The sequence below is a fragment of the Nocardiopsis coralli genome, from assembly GCF_014892575.1.
GTDB lineage: Bacteria > Actinomycetota > Actinomycetes > Streptosporangiales > Streptosporangiaceae > Nocardiopsis > Nocardiopsis coralli.
In genome coordinates, this window is record NZ_JADBGI010000041.1 from 1 (window position 1) to 19,745 (window position 19,745).

Genomic DNA, 19,745 nt, shown 5'->3' on the forward strand with positions numbered 1-19,745 from the left:
ACCGACCACGACACCCACCCCCACCAGACGCCGAAGGCGACAGGGGCCAAGACGCCCCAGGCGCCGAAGGCGCCGAACCCGCCGATCGCGAAGGCGGCCAAGGCCCCGGCGGCCAACACGCGGGGGCCGAACGCACCGGGGGCGAAGACCCCGGGGGCACCGGACAAGGCCCCGGGGGCGAAGTCCCCGCCGGACTCCACCGGCCCGCCCGACGAAGGCGAGGGCGACCCGCCCTCCGGGTAGCCAAACCGACCCGCCCGGCCACGGCAAGGGCGGGGGCGACCCGCCGGGCGAAGGCGATGCGCCCACCGACACCGGCGAGCCCTCCGGGTAGACACACCCGCCCGTCCTCCGGCTGAACACCCACACCCCCGGGGCTTCGCCCTCGTGGGGCGGGTGCCCCCTGGGGTCGGGGTGTTCACCCATGCCCACACCCACCAGTGGGCACCCTCGGAGAACCTCCACGCCGGGCAGGCACAGCGGCCGACCTCGGTGGGAGGATCCTGCGGTCAAAACCACCCGCCGCCCTCAACAGGAAAACCCGGGAACCGACGCGCACGGACCCCACTACACACACCGGCAAGAGAACCGCCCGCACGCGTGCCACCCCCGACACTCAATGCGCCACCCGCAGCACCCGGGGCCCGGAGGCCACCCGCACGCGTGCAACCCCTGACACTCAATGCGCGACCGGGAGTGCGGGGGCGGCTTGTACTTCCGCAGGAGCGAGCCACCACCCCCACACCTCGACCGTTGGTCGCAATGCGGTCACCACAGGGGGATGGACGTACCCACCGTTCTTTTGGGCTGCCAGGGGGCCTCGGGGGCGAAGAGGGGTTCGTCGATGCGGGTCGGGACAGCCCGGCGAACAGGCCCGGAGCGCACACCCCGAGGCGCCACGGGAGGCAACCACCCAACCCGCCACTCTCTCCGCCCATCCAGGAGAACTGGCGGGGCGCCGATGTGGGTTGCGCGCAGGGCCGGCCGGGCTATCGTCCCCGACCCCGACGAACCACCGACCCCGAGGCAACACCAACGAACCCAATCGACCCCCACCCCAGACCCCCACCAACGATCTCGCGAACTCAATCTCATCGGCCAGTACGCCGAACCCAACCCCGCCCCGAGAACGCGACACACCGCAATCCGCACGGAATCGAACCGCCCTTTACACACATTCCCTGCAATCCGCCCATCGGCCGCACAAAAACACGCACACGCAGGTCACACCCGCATCGCAAGAATACAGAACACCACCGAACGGGAAATTCCGGACCTCGCACCACTTTTTGCCGACCCACCCCACAGAAGGGGTCGCCCGGTTATATGATCTGTCCGCGAAACGGCGGAGGAAGGAACCCCGGGGAATTCCCCCTCCCCACGGACCCGCCGCGCTCCGCCCCGCTGCCCGACCGGCGCCCCGGCGCCGCCGTGACCAGGAGGGTCCATTGAGCACGTACGGCATCGACCTCGGCACCACCTACTCGTGTGTGGCCACGGTCGACGGCACCGGGCGCGCCCACGTCACCAAGAACGCGGCGGGCGAGGACACCACCCCCTCGGTGGTCTTCTTCGAGTCGCCCACCAACGTCGTGGTCGGCGAGGAGGCCAAGAACACCGCGCTCCTCCTGCCCGACCAGGTGGTCTCGCTGGTCAAGCGGCAGATGGGCGAGCAGGCCCGGTTCGAGTTCCACGGCAACGAGCACACCCCGGAGACGGTCTCGGCGCTGATCCTGCGCGAGCTGGCGCGCGCCGCCGGCGAGCACGAGCGCACCGAGGTGGAGGAGGTCGTGGTGACCGTCCCGGCCTACTTCGGGGTGACCGAGCGCGAGGCGACCCGGCGGGCCGGCGAGATCGCGGGGCTGACGGTGCTGGACGTGGTGCCCGAGCCGGTGGCGGCCGCCCTGCACTACCAGAGCCTGGACGCCGAGCGCGGGCCGCGCCACCTGCTCGTCTACGACCTGGGCGGGGGCACGTTCGACACCACGGTGATCCGGGTCGAGGACAACGACGTGCGGGTGGTGTGCACCGACGGCGACCACCGGCTGGGCGGCGCCGACTGGGACGAGAAGCTCACCGACCACCTGCTGGAACGGTTCACCGCCCAGTATCCGGAGGCCGACCCGGGCGGGGACGAGCAGTTCCTGCAGGACGTGTCCGACGCGGCCGAGCGGCTCAAGCGTTCGTTGACGGTTCGCGAGTGCGCCCGGCACAACCTGCGTTTCGCGGGGGCGTCGGTACGGGTGGAGCTGGGCCGAGGGGACTTCGAGGCGCTCACCGCCGACCTGTTGGAACGCACGCTCACCATCACCGAGCGCACGGTGGCCACCGCCCGCGAACGGGGTGTGGACACGTTCGACGACGTGCTGCTGGTGGGCGGGATGACCCGGATGCCGGCGGTCTCGGCGGGGCTGCGCTCCCGGTTCGGGTTCGAGCCGCACCTGCACGAGCCCGACCTCGCCGTGGCCAAGGGGGCGGCGCTGTTCGCCCTGGTGCGGCGGGTCAAGAGCGTGATGACCCGCCCCGGGGCTTCGGACACCGCGGGGGAAGGCCCCGAGGACGGGCCGGAGGCGGTGCGCCGGCGCGCCGAGGAGGTGGGGCGGCGCCTGGGGCTCAGCACCGAGGAGGTCCAGCGCCTGGCCGACAAGACCGTCACGAGCGTGTCCCCGCGGGCGTTCGGGGTCAAGACCATCGACAGCTCCGACCCGGTCTACGAGAGCGACCCGATGGCGGCCCGCCAGTACGTCAGCCACCTGTTGGAGGCCAACGCGCCGCTGCCCGCGGTGGCCCAGGACGGGTTCGCGACGGTGTGGGCGGGTCAGGAGGCGGTGCGCATCGACGTGTGGGAGCAGGCCGGTGCGGTGCTGTCGGAGGAGCTCGAGCACAACGTGCAGATCGGTGACGCGGTGCTGAGCGGGCTGCCGCCGAGCCCGGCCAACACCCCGTTCCGGGTGGAGTTCCACCTGACGGAGACGGGTCTGCTCAACGTGCGCGCGTGGGAGCCGGAGGGCGGCAGCCAGGTGCGGTTCGACATCCGCATCGGCGGGATGAGCCCGGAGAGTGTGGCGGCGGCGCGCGACGCCGTGGGGCTGATCCGTACCTCGGGGTGATCCCTTCGGGACGAGGGCCCGAAGGGCGAGGTGGTCGGAGGCCCCGCCCGAGCGGCGGGAGGTACCCGTGAAGGGCCCGGTCGGTGCCGGTTCCTGGACGGCGCACGGAAGGGCGGGCCCAGGGAGGGCCGCCGAAGCACCCGGGGCCAAGCACCTGGGAGAGGCCGGGGCGCCGTGACACGCGCCGGAGACGCGCCGCAGGGCACGCGGCCCGGTGGGAGGCACAGCACGAGAGACCGGTCCGCTCGGGGCAGAGGGCTCCGACCGACGAGATGGGGAGGACACGACCCGATGTCCTGGGACGCACGGGACCGCAGGCGCTACGAGGACGAGGTGCTCGCACCCGCCCGGCGGGAGGGCCCGCCCGCCGACCTGTTCGTGCGTTACGGCATCGGCCCGGACCTGGAGCAGCGGCTGCGCACCGACCCCGAGGCGTTCACCGAGCACGTGGAGCGCGTGTGCACCCACTGGCGCGGGCTGCGGTTGCGGCGCCGGGCGTTGAAGAAGGTACTGGTGGACCTGGTGGCGGCGCACGACCGCCTGGAGCGGTCCGGGCGCCTGAGCCACGAACACTTCGCCGCCGTGCGCGAGCAGGACCGGGGGCGCGCGGCCCGGGAGTGGGGCGAGGTCGCTGGCAGTCTGACCACGTCGCTGCTGGAACGCGCGGAGCTGCGCGGCATGATCCGGTCGGTGGGCATCGACGAACCGCACGCCGAACAGGTGCTGGCCGACCGGGGTGTGCGGGTGGTGGAGGAACTGCCGCTGCTGCCGGTGCGGGCGCCGGTTCCCACGTTCCGGACCCTGCGGGAGAACCTGCGCACGTGCGGGGCGGCGTTCTCCCCGGAGGTGGTGTTCGGGCCCCGGCGCCTGGAACGCGGGTTCACCGTGCTGGACGGGTTCCGGTTGGCCGACGGCGCGGGGCTGGACGAGGAGGCGTTGGCCAAGGCGCGGGCCGGGTTGGGGGTGGAGCCGCTCACCGACGGCAAGGCGGCCGCGGAGAACGTGCTGTCGATCCTGCGCGCGGACGGCGACCGGGACGTGCGTGAGGCGGTCGTGCTGTGGGAGGTCGTCCGCGACCTGCGCGAGCGCCCGGTCGCGCTGTCGGAGTCGGGGCTGGTGCGTCCGTGGGTGCGTCTGGGCCTGGACGAGCGGGAGGCCCGCCTGTTGGCGGCGGCGGTGCGGCGTACCGGGCCGGGGCCGGATCCCGGGGCGCGGGCCGAGGCGGAGGTGCGGTCGTTGCTCGCCGACGACCTGCTGCGGCAGGCCCAGCGGGCGGCGGTGGACCTGCCGCAGGGGCACGCGCTGCACCGTGTGTTGGCGGAGCGTTCCGGGCGGGTCGAGGAGCTGGTGCGCGGGGCGGAGGAGGCGTTGCGCGGGGACCGCCCGGAGGAGGCGGCGCGGGCGTTGGCCTCCGCGGTGGAGGTGGCCGCGGACGACACCGTGTTGGCCGGGCGGTTGGCGGAGATCGCCCCGGCGGCCCCGCGGTCGGTGTCGGCGCGGGTGGAGGGGCAGCGGGCGGTGGTGGCCTGGCAGCCCAGCCCGAGCCTGTCCGGCGGGGTGCGGTACCGGGTGGAGCGTGTGACGGGCCGGGGCACGTCGGAGCGCGGTGCGGTGGTCGGCGAGGTGGACGGCACGGAGCTGGTCGACGCCGAGCTCCCGGTGGGTACCGAGGTCCGGTACGCGGTGGTGGCGGTGCGCAGCGGTCGAGCGTCGTCGGATCCGGTGGTCTCGGGGCCGGTGATGCTGGTGTCGGACGTGGCGGATCTGCGGTTGCGGTCGGGCCGGTACGCGGTGACGGCGTCGTGGCGGGTTCCGGAGGGGGCGGTGCGTGTGGAGGTGCTGCGCGGGTGCGGTGCTCCCCCGCGCGGGGAGGGTGACGGTGTCGCGGTGCCCACCGACGGGACCGGGTTCCAGGACCATGCGGTGGAGCCGGGGCGGGGGTACTTCTACCGGATCCGGGCGGTGTACCTGACCTCGTCGGGGCGGACGCGGGGTTCCGAAGGGCTGGTGCTGCGGGCGGATCCGGGGCCGGGCCCGCTGCCGGTGTCGGACCTGGCGGTCGGGCACCGGGAGGAGGGCACGGTGGTGTCGTGGCCGGCTCCCCCGCGCGGGCGCGTGACGTTGTGGGTGGGTCGGCGTGAGCCCGCGTGGGAGGCGGGGACGCGGCTGAGCGAGCAGGACCTGGCGGCGTTCGGGACCGAGGTGTCGGAGGTGCCGGGGCCGGTGGCGGGCGGCAGGACCGGGGTGCGGGTCCCGGTTCCGGCCGGTACCAGCCATGTGCTGGCGGTGACGGTGGCCGGGGAGCAGCGGGTCGCGGGGGCGCACTGTCGTATCGTGCGGGTGCCGCGGGTGGAGGGTCTGCGGGCGCAGCGGTTCGGGGAGCAGGTGCGGTTGTCGTGGACCTGGCCCGAGCACGCCTCGAGCGCCCTGGTGGAGTGGCGCCCCGTGGATCCCGGACGCACGGCCGACCAGCTCCGTACCACGGGCGGACCGCCCGATGCAGCCCCGGCCGGAGACGTCTGGATCCGGCGTTCCGATGACCCCGGGAACGGGGCTGCGGTCGAGCCCGACGACAGCAGCGGGCGCATGTTCTGCTCGCGCCGCCCGAACGCACGCGAGGGCGGGTTGGAGGCGCCGATGGGACCCGGACCCGTGGAGGTGTCGGTGCGCACGGTGATGCCCGACGCCCCGGTCGAGGCGATGAGCGTACCGGTCCGGGTGGGCGTGCCCGGTGCGGTCGTGGTGGCCTACCGGGTGGAACCCGTGGGGTGGTGGAGCAGGGAACGCACGGTGCACCTGACGTCAGTGACCTCCGGTGCGGTGCCCGAGATCGCCGTCGTGCACGCCGACGGGGACGTCCGGCCCCGCTCGGCTGCGCAGGGCCGGGTGCTCGCGACCTTCCCGGCCGGCGAGCGGCGGGCGGGTGAGCACGCCCAGGTGCGGGTGCGTCCCCCGCAGGACGCTGGGCCCGGGTGGCTCATGTGCTTCCCGGTCCCGGAGTTGGAGGGCCCCACGCCGGTGCGCGTGCGCCGGCCTCCAGAGCGGGAGCTGCGCCTGTGACGTGACCGGCGCACACCCCCCGTCCCGCGCGCACACCACACCCCTCGCACCTCGTGCATGCCCCGCACGCAACCAACATCTCGCGTTCCGCGCCCCACGCGTTGCAGGCGCACGACGCCCTACGCACCCCGCGTGCTCCGCACGTGCCCCGCGCCCCGGGTTACCGGGGGCGCAACTCGCTCCCTGGGAGCTGCGCCTGTGACGTGACCGTGCGTGCCCCGCGCGCGGCGCGAGACCCACACCCCGCGCGGGATCCCCACGTCGCAGGCGCACGCCACACCCCTTGCGCCTCGTGCGTGCCCCACATCCGGCGCGCACGGCGCGCACCGCGCGCCCCTCACTTCCCACGTCCCTCGCATGCAGCGCGTCCCGAGCGTGCTTCGTGCCCCGACGCCCTCGGCCGGCCTCGTTTCCGTTCCGCCCGGGCATACGCGCAGGTCGGGACCGGCGCGTTGGAGCTCCCCCCGACAGGGCCGGTGGCACGATCGACTCGGGCCGGGCCCGCCGGGCACCCCGGCCGCCGGTGGAGACGACCCGCAGCGCCCGACGGAGGGGCCGACCCATGGTGGACCAGCACTCACCCCCGCCCCGGGCGGCCAAGGTCTCCCGCCTGACCCTGACCGCGATGGTCGTCGGGTCGATGGTCGGCGCGGGTGTGTTCTCCCTTCCGCAGCGCTTCGCCCAGGAGACGGGCGTGCTCGGGGCGCTCATCGCGTGGTCCGTGGCAGGCACCGGCATGCTCATGCTCGCCCTGGTCTTCCAACGCCTGGCCCTGCGCCGCCCGGACCTGGACGCGGGGGTCTTCGCCTACGCCAAGGCCGGGTTCGGCGAGTACGTCGGGTTCTTCTCCGCCGTCGGTTACTGGGCCAGCGCCTGCGTGGGCAACGTGACCTACTGGGTGCTCATCATGTCGACGCTGGGCGCAGCTGTGCCCGCGTTCGGCTCGGGCGACACGGTCCTGGCGGTCGCGGTCTCCTCGGTCGGCCTGTGGCTGTTCTTCCTCATGATCCGCCGCGGTGTGCGGGAGGCGACCGCGGTCAACCGGGTCGTCACCGTCGCCAAACTGGTGCCGATCGTGGTGTTCGTGCTGCTCGCGCTCTTCGCCCTGGACCCGCAGGTCCTGGCGGGCAACCTCACCGGAGAGGCACACGCCGAGACCCTGTTCGAGCAGGTCCGCGGCACCCTCCTGGTGACCGTCTTCGTCTTCCTCGGTGTGGAGGGCGCGAGCGTCTACTCGCGGCACGCGCGCCGGCGCGAGCACGTCGGCCAGGCCACGATCCTGGGGTTCTTGAGTGTGCTGGCGGTCTTCGCCTCGGTCACGGTGGTCTCCTACGGGATCCTGCCGTTGGAGGAGATCGCCGAGCTCCAGCAGCCCTCGATGGCCGGAACCCTGGAAGCGGCGGTGGGCCCCTGGGGCGCCACCTTCGTGGCGGCGGGTCTGATCGTGGCGGTGCTGGGCGCCTACCTCGCGTGGACCCTGATGGCGGCCGAGGTGCTGTTCGTTGCCGCCAAGGACGAGGACATGCCCCGGTTCCTGGCGCGTTCCAACCACCGCGACGCCCCGGTCAACGCCCTGCTGCTGAGCACGCTGCTGTCGCAGACGGTGCTGGTGCTGACCCTGTTCTCCGAGAACGCCTTCGACTTCGCCCTGGACATGACGGCCGCGCTGACGCTGATCCCGTTCCTGTTCGCGGCGGCCTACGCGCTCAAGCTCGCCGTCGGTGGCAGCACCTACGAGAACGGAGCCCCGCGCCGCACCGACCTGGTGATCGCGGCCGCGGCGACGGCCTACACCGTGTTCCTGGTGGTGGCGGCCGGTCCGGAACTGGTGCTGGTCTCCTTCGTCTTCTACGCCCCGGCGACCGTGCTGTTCGTGGTCTCGCGCCGTGAACGCAACCGCCGGGTGTTCTGGCCCGGGGAGCTCGTGCTCTTCGGGCTCACCGTGCTCATCGCGGCCGTGGCCGTGGTGTCGCTGATGGCCGGGTGGGTCACCCTCTGACCCCGGTGTGGCACGCACCGGTGTGGCGGGGGCCGCGGTGTGGAACGGTCCCGGGTTGGTAAGGCAAGCGCGCAGGACCCCGCAGACGACAGGAGCCCCGCCGTGCACACACCCGTTCCCGAGTACCTGCAGGAAGTATTGGACGCCCTTGCCGGCGACGACGGTGGCGAGGTCGCGCAGTACATCCCGGACCTGGCCGCCGCCGACCCCGACGGCTTCGGGCTGGCGCTGGCCACCGTCGCGGGCCGCACGCACGCCGCCGGGGACGCCGACCGGGAGTTCTCGATCCAGTCGGTCTCCAAACCGTTCGCCTACGCCGCCGCGCTCATGGACCGGGGTTTCGACACGGTGCTGGGGTCGGTGGGGGTCGAGCCCTCGGGTGAAGCCTTCGACGAGCTCTCCCTGGAGAATGGCTCGCACCGGCCCAAGAACCCGATGATCAACGCGGGCGCGATCACCGTGCACCAGCTGCTGGCGGGCCCCGGCGCCGGCGTGGACCGGCGGGTCGAGCGCGTCCTCGCCTTCTTCTCGGAGCTCGCCGACCGCCCGCTCACCATCGACGATTCGGTCCTGGCCTCGGAGCTCGGGACCGCCGACCGCAACCTCGCCCTCGCACACATGCTGCGCAACCACGGGGTGATCGACACCGACGCCCACGAGGCGGTGCGCGGGTACACGGCCCAGTGCTCGGTCCTGGTCACCGCCCGCGACCTGGCCGTCATGGGGTCGGTCCTGGCCGGCGCGGGCGTGCACCCGCACACCGGGGAGCGCGTCATGCCCGCCGAGGTGGCCCGCCAGACGCTCTCGGCGATGGCGGCCGCGGGCATGTACGACTCGGCCGGAACGTGGTTCTCCGACGTGGGGATCCCCGCCAAGAGCGGTGTGTCCGGCGGCATGCTGGGCGTGCTGCCCGGCCAGGTGGGGATCGGGGTGTTCTCGCCCCGCCTCGACGCCCACGGCAACAGCGTGCGCGGGGTGAAGGTCTGCGAACGCCTCTCGCGCGACATGAACCTGCACCTGATGGTGTCGGAGCCCTATGGCCCGACCGTGCTTCGCGAGGTGCGTTCGGAGAGCGGCCGCACGACGGTCGCGCTGCAGGGAACGGTGCAGTTCACAGGGGCGGAGGAGGTCCTGAACCGGCTCGAACGCACCCCGGACGACGGTTCGCTCGTGGTCTTCGACCTGTCCCGGGTCGACCGCTTCGTCGACGTGGGCCGCCGGATGACGTTGGAGGGGATGCGGCGGTTGCGGTTGGACGGGCACCCGGTGGCGCTCGTCGACCCGGACGGTGTGCTGCCCGATCCGGACCTGGGCGACGGCCACTACCCGGAACTGCTCGGCTGACCCTGAGGGGTGCGGGGCGGAACCCCGGAACGGGGCGCGGTGGGACGGGCCCCGGCCCGATCGCGGGACGGTTCTCCGGCACGGCGCGCGGCTTGGTCGAAGGCCGCGGTCCGGAACCCAGGGACAGGGCGGAGCCCGGTCGCGGACCGGCAGCGGCCCGGTCGAAGGGCCCGGGACGGTTCCCCGGCACGGGCGTGACTTGGGCGCGGGGCCGATCCCCGGCACGGGGCGCGGCCCGGTCGAAGGGCCCGGGGAAGGCACTGCCCTCCCGGGTCAGCGGCGGGGGCGCCCCGCGTCGGCCTCGGCCCGGCCCTGCTCGGTGCGGGCCTGCTCGTTGTGTCCCTGCTCGGCGTGCGCGGTGTAGGTGGCCTGCTGCGCGGTGACGTCGCGCTCCCACTCCACGTAGCGCTCGCTCTCGCCCAGCACCATCGTGGTGAGCCAGACGGCCACACCCACGTCGTCGACCAGGCCGAACACCGAGAAGAAGAGCTCGGGCACGAAGTCGATGGGCGAGATGATGTACCCGACCATGAGGAGCATGGCCAGGAGCTTGCCGTGGCCCAGCTGGGGGTAGCGTCCGCGCAGCTTGGCGCCGAGCATGCGGGGGACGGCGCGCGCCCGCTGCCACACGGACACCCGTCCCCCGGTGTTCTGGAGGACCTGCCAGGCCGCCGCACCGGCGGCGGCGCGGTTCTGCTTGCGCATCGTTGATCTCCTCGAGGGGGGAACGTGACTACTCACGATATGACGCGAAGTTGGCATTGAACGTTCCCGAGCTCGGAGGGGCCAATCACATCGGCGCACTGATGCGAGCCGGGACACACGGCCCGCCGGGGTTGCGGACCGGCCGAATCCCCGTCGGCGTTCCAGAAACCCGGGACCCGGACGTACGTCCCTGCCGAGGCGCGTTCCGGGGCCCTGCGCGTGGGAGTCGGTGTACGGCGGCCGCGCTCGCGACGGCACCCACGGGCACCACCACGACTGTCCACAGGCCGAGAACCGGCTCTGGTGTTCGGGGCGCCGACCGTGGATCGTGGAGAACGTGAGCGACATTCGGCACCACCACCGCGCCCCGGCCGATAACAACCGATTCCCTCCGCTGTCCATACCGACGACCGTCCGTGGCCACATCCGGCCAACCGCGAACCTTCCCATGCCCGCCCGCACCGCTCCCACCGCGCACCCCCGACCACGTGCTGCCTGGTCGGGGCTCCCCCGGGCCCCAGAACGCCCACCACCACCGGGGGCCACCCTGCGTGCACCGCCGTGCACAACTCACCGCATTCCCGCCCTTGCCGGGCTTCGCGGGGCCTCCCGCGCCCCAGCACACATTGGTTACGATGCGTCCGAGTGGCGCCCGCGAGTGACAGCGACCCCCGCCCGTCCCCGACCCCGATCACCCACGGGACCGACTGACGCGTAAGACTCACCCGAGTGCGCAGAACCGATGGAGCTTGCCCAGTGTCCAGAGCCCTTCCGCGGTCGGCAACGGCCGTCGCCCTGTTGGCGGACATCCCCAGCACGGGCCACGTGGGCGAGGTCCGGGCGCAGCGGTTCGCGATGCACGGCGACGGCATCGGCGAACGCAGCGCCGCGTTCGTCGACTTCGCCCGCGCACGGTCCGAGGCCGGTCAGAAGGTCGTGGCCCTCTACCCGTCCTGGCAGGCCGAGACCGCCGAGCGCGCCGTCAACTTCGCCCGCGGCGCCACCCGGGACGACCACGTGGCCGGGATCGCCGTCGACCTGTCGCCGCTGGCGCTCTCGCTCGTGGCCGACCAGCTCGCCTACCTGGCGCCCTACGTTCCGCCGGGCATGGTGGCGGCGCTCAGCGACGAGCTGCCCAAACACCTGCTCGCGGGCGCCTGGCTCGGCAACGTCTCGCAGGTGGCCGGGTTCCCGGTGTCGTTGCGCCAGCAGATGAGCTCGCTCGCCCCGTCGGTGTCCTACCTCGCCTACTGCGCGCCCAGCCGCAGCCTCGGGCGTTTGAGGCCCTCGGAGGTCGCGCGCACGCTGCCCTTCCAGCCGGTGCGCCCGGTCCAGCTGCTGTGCTCGACGCCGGACCCGGCCATCACCGGGGTCTTCGACGCGCACCTGCCGCACGCCATCGCGCCGGTGGCCACCCGCCGCCTGCCCGCCCAACCGCTGGGCCCGGCCTACTGGGGCACGTCGAAGTACGTGGAGTTCGTGGCGTTGAGCGCCCACCCGCAGGCCCTGGCCTACGCGGCGAGTTCGCTGCGCACGGCCCTGTGCGCGTGGTGCGGCGAACCCGTGCGCGCCAGACCGTGCCCCTTCTGCGCGGGCAACGCCACCCGGCCCATGCCTCCGCGTCCGGCCTCGTCCTCGCCACCGCAGGGCGGTTCCGCCGCACCGGGTCACTCGGGCACCCCACCGACCGGAACCCGCTCCGGGGCCGAACCCGGAACCCGGCCTGCGGCACGCGCCGCCTCCGGCACGCGCCCCGCCCCGGCCCCGCCCGCGCACCCGAGCCCGGGCACCAGGGCCGACGCCGCCCCGGCCCCCACCAGGGAACCCGTCCGCCGGGGCCGCCCCCGCAACGGCACCGCCCTCGACAGCGCACCGCCCACCGGTCCGCCCGCTCCCCTTCCGCCCCCGGAACCCGAACCCCTGCCCGACCTGCGGGCCCACCCGGTCCCCGGACACCCACCGGCCACGGAGGCGCGCAGCACCCATCCCCGATAACACCGGCCGCCGACCGCCACGGGGACCCCTCCCATGAGCGGATCCCCGCGTCACGGCCCCCGCACCTGCCCCCGTCCCCGCACCGCGCGCCGACCCGGACCCGTCGGCCCCGCCCCGCCCTCGTCCCCCTGAGAGCAACCGACACGACCCCTGAACGGAAAGAGCAGTCCTCATGAACCCCCGTCAGCGACGCGGCGTCCTGCTCATGGTGGTGGCCGCCATCGGCGCCGTGGCCGTGTTCGCCTCCGTCTTCGTGTACCTGCGCGGCCAGCAGGACCAGCTCGGCGAGTTCGCGACCGTGCTGCGCGTGTCCTCCGAGGTCGAGGCCGGGCAGCCCGTCGGCGAAGAGCACGTGGAGACCGAGAGCGTCCCGCGCATGTACTTCGACGAGGAGCTCTTCCTCGGCGACCTGTCCGAGGTCGAGACCCCCGCCGACCAGGAGCTCGTGGCCGCCACCCACCTCGAGGAGGGTGTGCTGCTGCAGCAGGGCATGGTCCAGCCGCAGCCCACTCTGACCACCGGCGAACGTGAGATCGCGATCATGGTCGACGCCGAGACCGGCGTGGCGGGCAAGGTGCAGCGCGGCTCGGTCGTGGACATCTACGGGACCTTCCAGGCCGGCGGCCACGGCGACGCGTGTGCGGTGCGGGTGCTGACCGAGGTCGAGGTGCTCGACATCGGGGAGCTGCGGCCGCAGGAGGACGCCGACGGCGGCAGCACGGGTGTGGTCCCGGTGACGTTCCGTCTGGAGCCCGATTCCGCCCTCGAGCTGGCCTACGCCGAGGACTTCGCCACCAAGCTCCGCCTGGCCCTGGTCAGCGCGGACGGCGGCGGCGAGCCGGGCGGCGCCGAGTTCTGCAGCGAGGACTTCTCCGACCAGTTCTCCGGCGGCGGTGGCGGCGACCAGCGGCCCGCGCCGACCGAGGAGGGTGCGCAGTGAACTTCCGTGTGCTGGCGGGCATGCCGACCTCCGAGACGGAGATGGTGCTGTCCGCGCGTTTCGACGAACTGTCCACGGCCGACCTGGTGGCCTCGCGGGGCAGTACCGCCACGCTCATCGAGGCGGCCGGGGAGTTCCCCGAGCTCGATGTGGTGCTCATCCACCAGGACCTGGGGCCCGCGCCGGTCTTCGACGCCATACGGGACCTTTCGCACAGACATCCGCAGCTCGCGGTGCTGCTGGTGTCCACGACCATGGACTCCGACACCTTCACCGCGGCGATGGAGGCCGGTGCGCGCGGGGTGCTGCCGGCCGACTCCGGGATCGCCGAGCTCGAGACCCGGGTGACCAAGGCCGCCGAGTGGTCGCGCACGCTGCGCCGCCACCTGGAGTCGGCCTCCCTGGAACTGCCGGTCTCGGGCGTGCGCGGGCGGGTGGTGACCGTCAGCGGCGCCAAGGGCGGGGTCGGCACGACCACGTGCGCGGTGCAGCTGGCCATGGCCGCCGCGGCCGAGGACCGGGTGGTGTGCCTGGTCGACCTGGACCTGCAGACCGGTGACCTGCCGGCGTTCCTGAACCTGCGCCACCGCCGTTCCATCAGCGACCTGGTGGAGGCCGGCGACGACATCACGCCCGGCATGCTCTCGGAGACCCTGTACGTCGACCCGCGCGGACCGCACGTGCTGCTCGCCCCCGAACACGGCGAACGCGGCGAGGACGTGAGCGCCCGCGCCGCCCGCCGGGTGCTGACGGCGCTGCGGTCCCGGTACGAGCTGGTGCTGGTGGACTGCGGGTCCACGATGAACGAGGCCACGGCGATGGCGGTGGAGATGGCCGACCGGTCGGTCGTCACCGTCACCCCGGACGTGCCGGCCACGCGTGGGGCGCAGCGGTTGACGGCGCTGTGGGAACGCCTGCAGATCCGTGCGCAGACCGACGTGTTCACGCTGGTGACCCGGCACAGCCGCAAGAACGAGATCCAGCCCGACTTCCTGCGCCAACTGCTCGGGACCCAGGTGTTGCGCACCCCGATCCCCGCTTCGTACCGGGGCCTGGAGCCGGGCGAGAACAACGGCGACCCGACCAAGGTCACCGACGAGGGGTTGCGCAAGGCGTTCTCGCGGGTGGCCTCGGAGCTGGAGCTGTTGACCCCGCCGGAGGCCGCGCAAGCGGGCGCGGGCAAGGGTTCGGTGCCCACGCCCCCGGGCGGTGCGCCCGTCCCGGCGGGGTCGCCGTCCACGCGGGACGTCTCGGGGTTCCTGGACGCCTCCGTCGGCGGCGGGCGCCCCGGCAACGGACGCGGACCGGGTACGCACGGGGCCGGTGGGTTCGGTGGCTGAGCACGGGGGCGGGCGCGGGGACGCCCGGTCCGACCGGGGCGGGGTGATCGTCGAGTTCGCCGCCGTGGTCCCGTTCCTGATGCTCGCGTTGGCGCTGGTGTGGCAGGTGGTGCTGGTCGGGATCACCTCGATGTACGCCTCCCACGCCTCCGCCGAGGCTGCCCGCCAGGCCTCCGTCACCCCCGACGACGCGGAGCGCATCGAGGAGGAGGCCCGCAAGCGGGTGCGGCCCCCGTGGGACGGCGAGGACATGATGACCGTCGAGATCGTCGAACGCGGCGACGGGCGGTTCGCGCAGGTGACGCTGGCGATGCCGATCTTCCTGCCGGGCGCGGCCGGGCCCTGGGACGTGACCGGGGAGTCGGCGGTGGTGCAGGAGGTCGACCCCCGCGGCGGTTCCGACGGCGGTACCGGGGACGACACCTCGGGAGATGCCTCCGGGGAGGACGTCTCCGACCCTGGCTCCGGAGGGGGGAACGACGCGTGAGTGCGCCCTCTGCCCGCCGGCCCTCCCGGTGGCGTGCGCGCGGCCGCGGCTCCGACCGGGGCGGTCCGCTGCTGGAGTTCGCGGTCGTCTTCCCGATCCTGCTCGTAGTGGTCGTGGTCGCGCTCGAGGCCTTCTTCGCCTTCGTCGCGGTCGAACGCCTGGAGTCGGCGGCGCGCGCGGGCGCCCGGGTGGCGGGCACCCAGCAGCTGGAGGGCGCCGAGTCGACCGCGCGCCAGGCCCTGCCGGTGTGGTTGGAGGACGCCACCGTCACCAGCGGCGCCAACGACGCCGACGGGTTCTACGTGGAGGTCTCGCACCCGCTGCCGATCGTCTTCTCCTCGGCCGGTTTCGACCTGTCGCTGACGCGGAGGGTGGACATGCCGAATGTGTAGGGGCGCCGGCGGGTTCCGGGTGAGCACACGCGCCGCCCACGGGGAGAACGGCACCGGCGCCCGGACGACCGCCCGCACCGACGACACCGAACGAGGGGGATGACGATGGGGCTCAAGGACCGCCTGGAGGAGGACCGCGCCTCGGAGGGGCGTGCCGACCGCGGCAGTGTCACGCACTGGCGGCGCCGGCTGCTCGCCGAGATCAACCTGGAGGACCTCACCCGCCTCACCCTCGCGCAGCGCCGGGTGCGCCTGGAGAAGGTGGTCGGGCACATCCTCACCCGCGAGGGCCCGGTGCTGGGCGAACGCGAACGCTCGGTGCTGATCCGCCGGGTGGTGGACGAGGCGCTGGGGCTGGGGGTGCTCGAGCCGCTGCTGGCCGACGAGACCGTCACCGAGATCATGGTCAACGGCCCCGACAACGTCTTCATCGAACGCGACGGCCGCATGCAGCGCGTGGACGCGAGCTTCAACGGCGAGGACCAGCTGTACCAGACCATCGACCGGATCGTGTCGATGGTGAACCGCCGCGTGGACGAGTCCTCCCCCATGGTGGACGCGCGCCTGCCCAGCGGCGAGCGTGTCAACGTCATCATCCCGCCGCTGTCGCTGTCGGGGCCGGTGCTGACGATCCGGCGGTTCCCGAAGCCGTACCCGATCGAGGACCTGGTGCGCATGGGCAGCCTGGACTCGGCGACGGGGATCCTGTTGGCGGCGATGGTGCGGTCCCGGTTCAACGTCGTGGTCTCGGGCGGGACCGGCAGCGGGAAGACGACGTTCCTGAACGCGCTGTCGGCGTTCGTGCCGCCCGACGAGCGCATCGTGACCATCGAGGACTCCGCGGAGCTGCAGTTGATGCAGGACCACGTGGTGCGTCTGGAGTCGCGTCCGCCCAACATCGAGGGTCAGGGCGCGATCCAGATCCGGGACCTGGTGCGCAACGCCCTGCGGATGCGCCCGGACCGCATCATCGTCGGTGAGGTGCGCGGGCCCGAGACCATCGACATGCTGCAGGCGATGAACACCGGCCACGACGGTTCGCTGGTGACGGTGCACGCCAACTCCGCCGACGACGCGATCCACCGGTTGCAGACGCTTGCGACGATGGGCGAGGGGTTGGTGCCCTACGACGCGCTGCGCGACCAGATCAACAACGCCGTCGACGCGATCGTGCACCTGGGCCGGTGGCCGGACGGGTCGCGGCGGGTGGAGGAGATCGCGGTGGTCTCCTCCAAACGCCGCGAGGAGTTCCGGCTGGACACGGTGTTGCGGTTCGAGGCCGAGCCGATCGGGCCGAACCGGAACGTGGAGGGGGTCTTCCGGCACGCCCCGCTGCCGCGCCACATCGCCGGGCGCATCTACCACGTGGGTGAGGCGGTGCCCGCGGCCTTCGGTGTGGTCGCCGAGCGGGAGGCCCCGACGCAGGGGTCCGGGCAGGCCGCCGGCGGTGACGGGTACGTTCCGCGCGGTCCCGGCCAGACCTACCCGCCCGGTTCCCCGCCCCTGCAGGACCCCGGGCGCCCCCCGCGCTGACCCTGGTCCGGCACCCCGGCATCCCCCGCATCCCCCGTAGGAAGGACGGAACCCCCGGTGAACTGGGAGACACTGGCCGACTGGCGCCTGGTGGCGATCCTCGCCGCCGTGGCTCTTGTGCTGGTCGTGGCGTTGTGGGCGGTGTGGGAGCTGGTCTCCGGCACGCAGCAGCGGCGGATGATCGCCGAACGCAGCGCCCTGGACCGGGCCGAGCGGGAGGCCGCCACCCCGATGGCCAGGCTGGAGGTGGCGCTGTTCCGCACGCAGTGGGGGGCGCGCCTGCACCGGCGGATCGCACGCTCGGGCGCGGACGTGCGGCTGTCCACGTTCGTGGTGGCGCTGTCGGCGGGGGCGCTGCTCGCGGTCGTGGTGGTGTGGCAGGTGCTGGCGCCGTTCTTCGGGCTCCTGGCCGCGGCGGGGGTCGCGTTCCTGTTCTTCTCGTACCTCAACCGTGCCGAGGCCAAGCGGCGTGAGGAGTTCACCGCCCAGCTCCCCGACCTGGCGCGGGTGCTGGGCAACGCGACCTCGGCCGGGCTGGCGCTGCCGACCGCCGTGGCGATGGCCGCCGAGGAGCTGGACGGGCCCGCCGGGGAGGAGCTGGCGCGCATGGCCGAGTCGATGAAGCTCGGCGCGAGTTTCGAGGAGGCCGTCGCGGAGCTGCGCCAGCGCATGCCCTCGCGTGAGCTGGGGGTGCTGCTGGCGACGCTGGTGGTCTCCTCGCGTTCGGGTGGTTCGCTGGTCACGGCGCTGCGCAACATCTCCTCGACCCTGGAGAACCGCAAGGAGACGCGGCGCGAGGTACGCACGACCCTGAGCGAGACCACGAGCACGGTGTGGGCGCTCGGTGCGATGTCGGTGGGTGCGGTCTTCCTCATCAACGCGATCGAGCCCGGGATCATGCGTGTCATGACGACCACCCCGGCCGGGATCGCGGTGCTGCTGGTGGTGGCGGCGCTGTTCACGCTGGGGTTCGTTCTGGTCAACCGGATCACCCGGTTCGAGCTGTAGGGGCAGGTGGAACATGGTGTCGATGTCGCAGCTCCCCGCCATGGCGGTCCCCCTGGGGCTGGCCGTGGCCGCCGCGGGGGTGGTGCTGCTGGCCGCCTACGCGGTCACCCTGCTGCTCTCGCGCACGCAGGTGACGGTGGAGGGGCCCACGATCGGGGCGGCGCCGCGTTCGCAGCGTTCCTCGGACGGGGTCTTCGTGCTGCACCGGATCACCGAGGCGCTCGGGCGTCCGTTGGCGCCGTCGGTGCTCAACTCCTTCGGTGAGCGCCGACGCCGGTCGGTGTCCGAACGCATCGAGGCGGCCGGGCGCCCCGACGGGCTCACGGTGGAGCGTTACGTGCAGCGCCGGACCGGCGAGATCGTGCTCTACGGCGGCGTGGGGCTGCTGATGCTGCTGTCCGGCCAGGTGTTCCTGGGCGTGGTGGTGCTCGCGTTCATCTTCATGACCGACCTGAACCTGTACGTGCAGGCGCAGGAGCGGGCCGACAAGGTGCAGTCGCAGTTGCCGGACTTCCTGGACGTGCTCGCGGTGACGGTGAGCGCGGGCATGTCGTTCCGGGCCGCGGTCGGGCGGGTCGCGGACTCCATGCCGGGGGTGCTCTCGGAGGAGTTCAAGTTGGCGCTGCAGCAGATGGAGCTGGGTACGTCGCGGCGGGAGGCGTTCGAGATGCTGCGCCGCCGCAACCGGAACGAGGCGCTGAGCAAGTTCGTCACCGCGATCCAGCAGGCGGAGGAGCTCGGTTCGCCGCTGAGCCAGACCCTCGTGGACATCAGCCAGGACATGCGCCGGGCGGACGCGCAGTACATGCGGCGCAAGGCGCAGCGGCTGAACCCGCGCGTGACGATGGTGACCGCGGTGACGCTGCTGCCGGGGCTGTTGATCCTGGTGGTCGGGTCGATGTTCATCGGGACCGAGGTCGACCTCGGGGTGATCCTCGGCGGGTGACCCGGCCGGGCACCGGAGGTGCCGGCCCCGGCTTGCACCGGGGTCGGGGCGCCGAGCCCCCCCCGCTCCACATGCTCGTGCAATGGCATGACACGCGACGTCCCCGGAGCACGCGGGCGAGGCACGTGTCCGGGCCGCCGACGGCGGCCGATATCGACACGTGGTCTCGGGACGTGGCCCCTTCGGGGCCGGTCCTCTGGGGGCCGTGGCGCAGGGGCACCGAGGTGGCCGGGTTCCGTCCCAGCCCGGCACCCCGGTGTTGTCCGTCCGCGAGTCCGGACACCTGTGATGGTGGCAGCCCCCGGCGAAGGTCCCGCGAACACACGGTGAAGCCTCGACGAGCACCCGCGCGCGGATCCGAACACGATGATCGACCCGGTTTCGCCCGCACGGGGCGATGATTTCCCAACCCGGCCCGGGTCGGTACGGGGTGAGAGCGGCACACCCGCCGCGCAGCCCGACATCGGAGGACACCATGTTCGACACGACCCGGGCCTTCGCATCCTTCGCGGTGCCCGACACCGAGACCGCCCGGACCTTCTACCGCTACACCCTCGGCCTGGACATCAAGGACGTGCCCGGTATGGAGGAGCACGGTCTGCTGGAGATCGACCTCGGCAACGACCGGGGCATCCTCGTCTATCCCAAGCCCGACCACGTGCCCGCGGTGTTCACCGTCCTCAACATCACCGTCGACGACATCGACGCCGCGGTGGACGGGCTCGTCGCCCGGGGGGTCACCATGCTCCGCTACGAGGCCTTCACCCACGACGAGAAGGGGGTCGTCCGCGACGGGAAGCCCTTCGTCGCCTGGTTCGCCGACCCTGCGGGCAACAACATCGCACTCATCCAGGAGTGAGCACCGTACCCGGGGAAAGTACCGCAC

14 protein-coding genes and 1 pseudogene are annotated in these 19,745 nt (G+C 73.1%); 14 read left to right on the plus strand and 1 reads right to left on the minus strand.

Annotation, left to right across the window (positions count from 1 at the left end):
• The 5 genes and pseudogenes from IDM40_RS27930 to IDM40_RS26995 form a co-directional block, all read left to right on the plus strand.
• Positions 1 to 243: pseudogene (locus IDM40_RS27930) on the plus strand (hypothetical protein); the annotation flags it as partial.
• A 1,205-nt stretch (positions 244 to 1,448) separates the two neighbouring features.
• Positions 1,449 to 3,110: an Hsp70 family protein gene (locus tag IDM40_RS26980; protein WP_193124904.1), complete on the plus strand. Its 1,662-nt coding sequence runs from the start codon at positions 1,449 to 1,451 to the stop codon at positions 3,108 to 3,110.
• Positions 3,111 to 3,401: 291 nt separating this feature from the next.
• Positions 3,402 to 6,170: a hypothetical protein gene (locus IDM40_RS26985; RefSeq protein WP_193124905.1), complete on the plus strand. Its 2,769-nt coding sequence runs from the start codon at positions 3,402 to 3,404 to the stop codon at positions 6,168 to 6,170.
• 562 nt (positions 6,171 to 6,732) lie between these two features.
• Entirely contained in the window at positions 6,733 to 8,169 is a 1,437-nt protein-coding gene (locus tag IDM40_RS26990) for a basic amino acid/polyamine antiporter (protein ID WP_193124906.1), read from the plus strand.
• A gap of 102 nt (positions 8,170 to 8,271) precedes the next feature.
• Positions 8,272 to 9,513, plus strand: a complete 1,242-nt coding sequence (locus IDM40_RS26995; protein ID WP_193124907.1) for a glutaminase — start codon at positions 8,272 to 8,274, stop codon at positions 9,511 to 9,513.
• A gap of 273 nt (positions 9,514 to 9,786) precedes the next feature.
• Here the strand turns inward: IDM40_RS26995 and IDM40_RS27000 are convergent, their stop codons facing one another.
• On the minus strand, positions 9,787 to 10,218 hold the full coding sequence (locus IDM40_RS27000; protein WP_235997984.1) for a YkvA family protein: 432 nt from the start codon (positions 10,216 to 10,218) through the stop codon (positions 9,787 to 9,789).
• A 756-nt stretch (positions 10,219 to 10,974) separates the two neighbouring features.
• Between IDM40_RS27000 and IDM40_RS27005 the strand changes: the two genes are divergently transcribed.
• The 9 genes from IDM40_RS27005 to IDM40_RS27045 all read left to right on the plus strand — a co-directional run bounded on the left by IDM40_RS27005 (position 10,975) and on the right by IDM40_RS27045 (position 19,718).
• Complete coding sequence (locus IDM40_RS27005) at positions 10,975 to 12,213, plus strand: hypothetical protein (protein WP_193124908.1); 1,239 nt, start codon at positions 10,975 to 10,977, stop codon at positions 12,211 to 12,213.
• A 172-nt stretch (positions 12,214 to 12,385) separates the two neighbouring features.
• Positions 12,386 to 13,153 carry a Flp pilus assembly protein CpaB gene (gene cpaB / locus IDM40_RS27010; protein WP_193124909.1) on the plus strand — a complete coding sequence of 256 codons (768 nt, stop codon included), beginning with the start codon at positions 12,386 to 12,388 and terminating at the stop codon, positions 13,151 to 13,153.
• The gene (locus IDM40_RS27015) at positions 13,150 to 14,493 is read left to right on the plus strand and encodes an AAA family ATPase (RefSeq protein WP_193124910.1); all 1,344 of its coding nucleotides are present in this window, start codon (positions 13,150 to 13,152) and stop codon (positions 14,491 to 14,493) included. Before cpaB ends, IDM40_RS27015 begins: the two co-directional genes overlap by 4 nt.
• Positions 14,486 to 14,980, plus strand: coding sequence for a TadE/TadG family type IV pilus assembly protein (locus IDM40_RS27020; protein ID WP_193124911.1), 495 nt, complete (start codon positions 14,486 to 14,488; stop codon positions 14,978 to 14,980). Before IDM40_RS27015 ends, IDM40_RS27020 begins: the two co-directional genes overlap by 8 nt.
• Positions 14,977 to 15,372, plus strand: coding sequence for a TadE/TadG family type IV pilus assembly protein (locus IDM40_RS27025; RefSeq protein ID WP_193124912.1), 396 nt, complete (start codon positions 14,977 to 14,979; stop codon positions 15,370 to 15,372). Before IDM40_RS27020 ends, IDM40_RS27025 begins: the two co-directional genes overlap by 4 nt.
• A gap of 105 nt (positions 15,373 to 15,477) precedes the next feature.
• On the plus strand, positions 15,478 to 16,905 hold the full coding sequence (locus IDM40_RS27030; RefSeq protein ID WP_235997986.1) for a CpaF family protein: 1,428 nt from the start codon (positions 15,478 to 15,480) through the stop codon (positions 16,903 to 16,905).
• A 57-nt stretch (positions 16,906 to 16,962) separates the two neighbouring features.
• Positions 16,963 to 17,913 carry a type II secretion system F family protein gene (locus IDM40_RS27035; protein WP_193124913.1) on the plus strand — a complete coding sequence of 317 codons (951 nt, stop codon included), beginning with the start codon at positions 16,963 to 16,965 and terminating at the stop codon, positions 17,911 to 17,913.
• A 13-nt stretch (positions 17,914 to 17,926) separates the two neighbouring features.
• Positions 17,927 to 18,859, plus strand: a complete 933-nt coding sequence (locus tag IDM40_RS27040; RefSeq protein ID WP_407940052.1) for a type II secretion system F family protein — start codon at positions 17,927 to 17,929, stop codon at positions 18,857 to 18,859.
• Positions 18,860 to 19,334: 475 nt separating this feature from the next.
• The gene (locus IDM40_RS27045) at positions 19,335 to 19,718 is read left to right on the plus strand and encodes a VOC family protein (RefSeq protein ID WP_193124915.1); all 384 of its coding nucleotides are present in this window, start codon (positions 19,335 to 19,337) and stop codon (positions 19,716 to 19,718) included.
• Positions 19,719 to 19,745: the final 27 nt, after the last annotated feature.

Excerpts from the sequence above, each read along its gene's own strand:
- IDM40_RS26985 (WP_193124905.1), top strand. The coding sequence starts at position 3,402 with ATGTCCTGGGACGCACGGGACCGCAGGCGCTACGAGGACGAGGTGCTC.
- IDM40_RS27000 (WP_235997984.1), bottom strand. The coding sequence starts at position 10,218 with ATGCGCAAGCAGAACCGCGCCGCCGCCGGTGCGGCGGCCTGGCAGGTC.
- IDM40_RS27045 (WP_193124915.1), top strand. The coding sequence starts at position 19,335 with ATGTTCGACACGACCCGGGCCTTCGCATCCTTCGCGGTGCCCGACACC.
- IDM40_RS27030 (WP_235997986.1), top strand. The coding sequence starts at position 15,478 with ATGGGGCTCAAGGACCGCCTGGAGGAGGACCGCGCCTCGGAGGGGCGT.
- cpaB (WP_193124909.1), top strand. The coding sequence starts at position 12,386 with ATGAACCCCCGTCAGCGACGCGGCGTCCTGCTCATGGTGGTGGCCGCC.
- IDM40_RS26990 (WP_193124906.1), top strand. The coding sequence starts at position 6,733 with ATGGTGGACCAGCACTCACCCCCGCCCCGGGCGGCCAAGGTCTCCCGC.
- IDM40_RS27040 (WP_407940052.1), top strand. The coding sequence starts at position 17,927 with ATGGTGTCGATGTCGCAGCTCCCCGCCATGGCGGTCCCCCTGGGGCTG.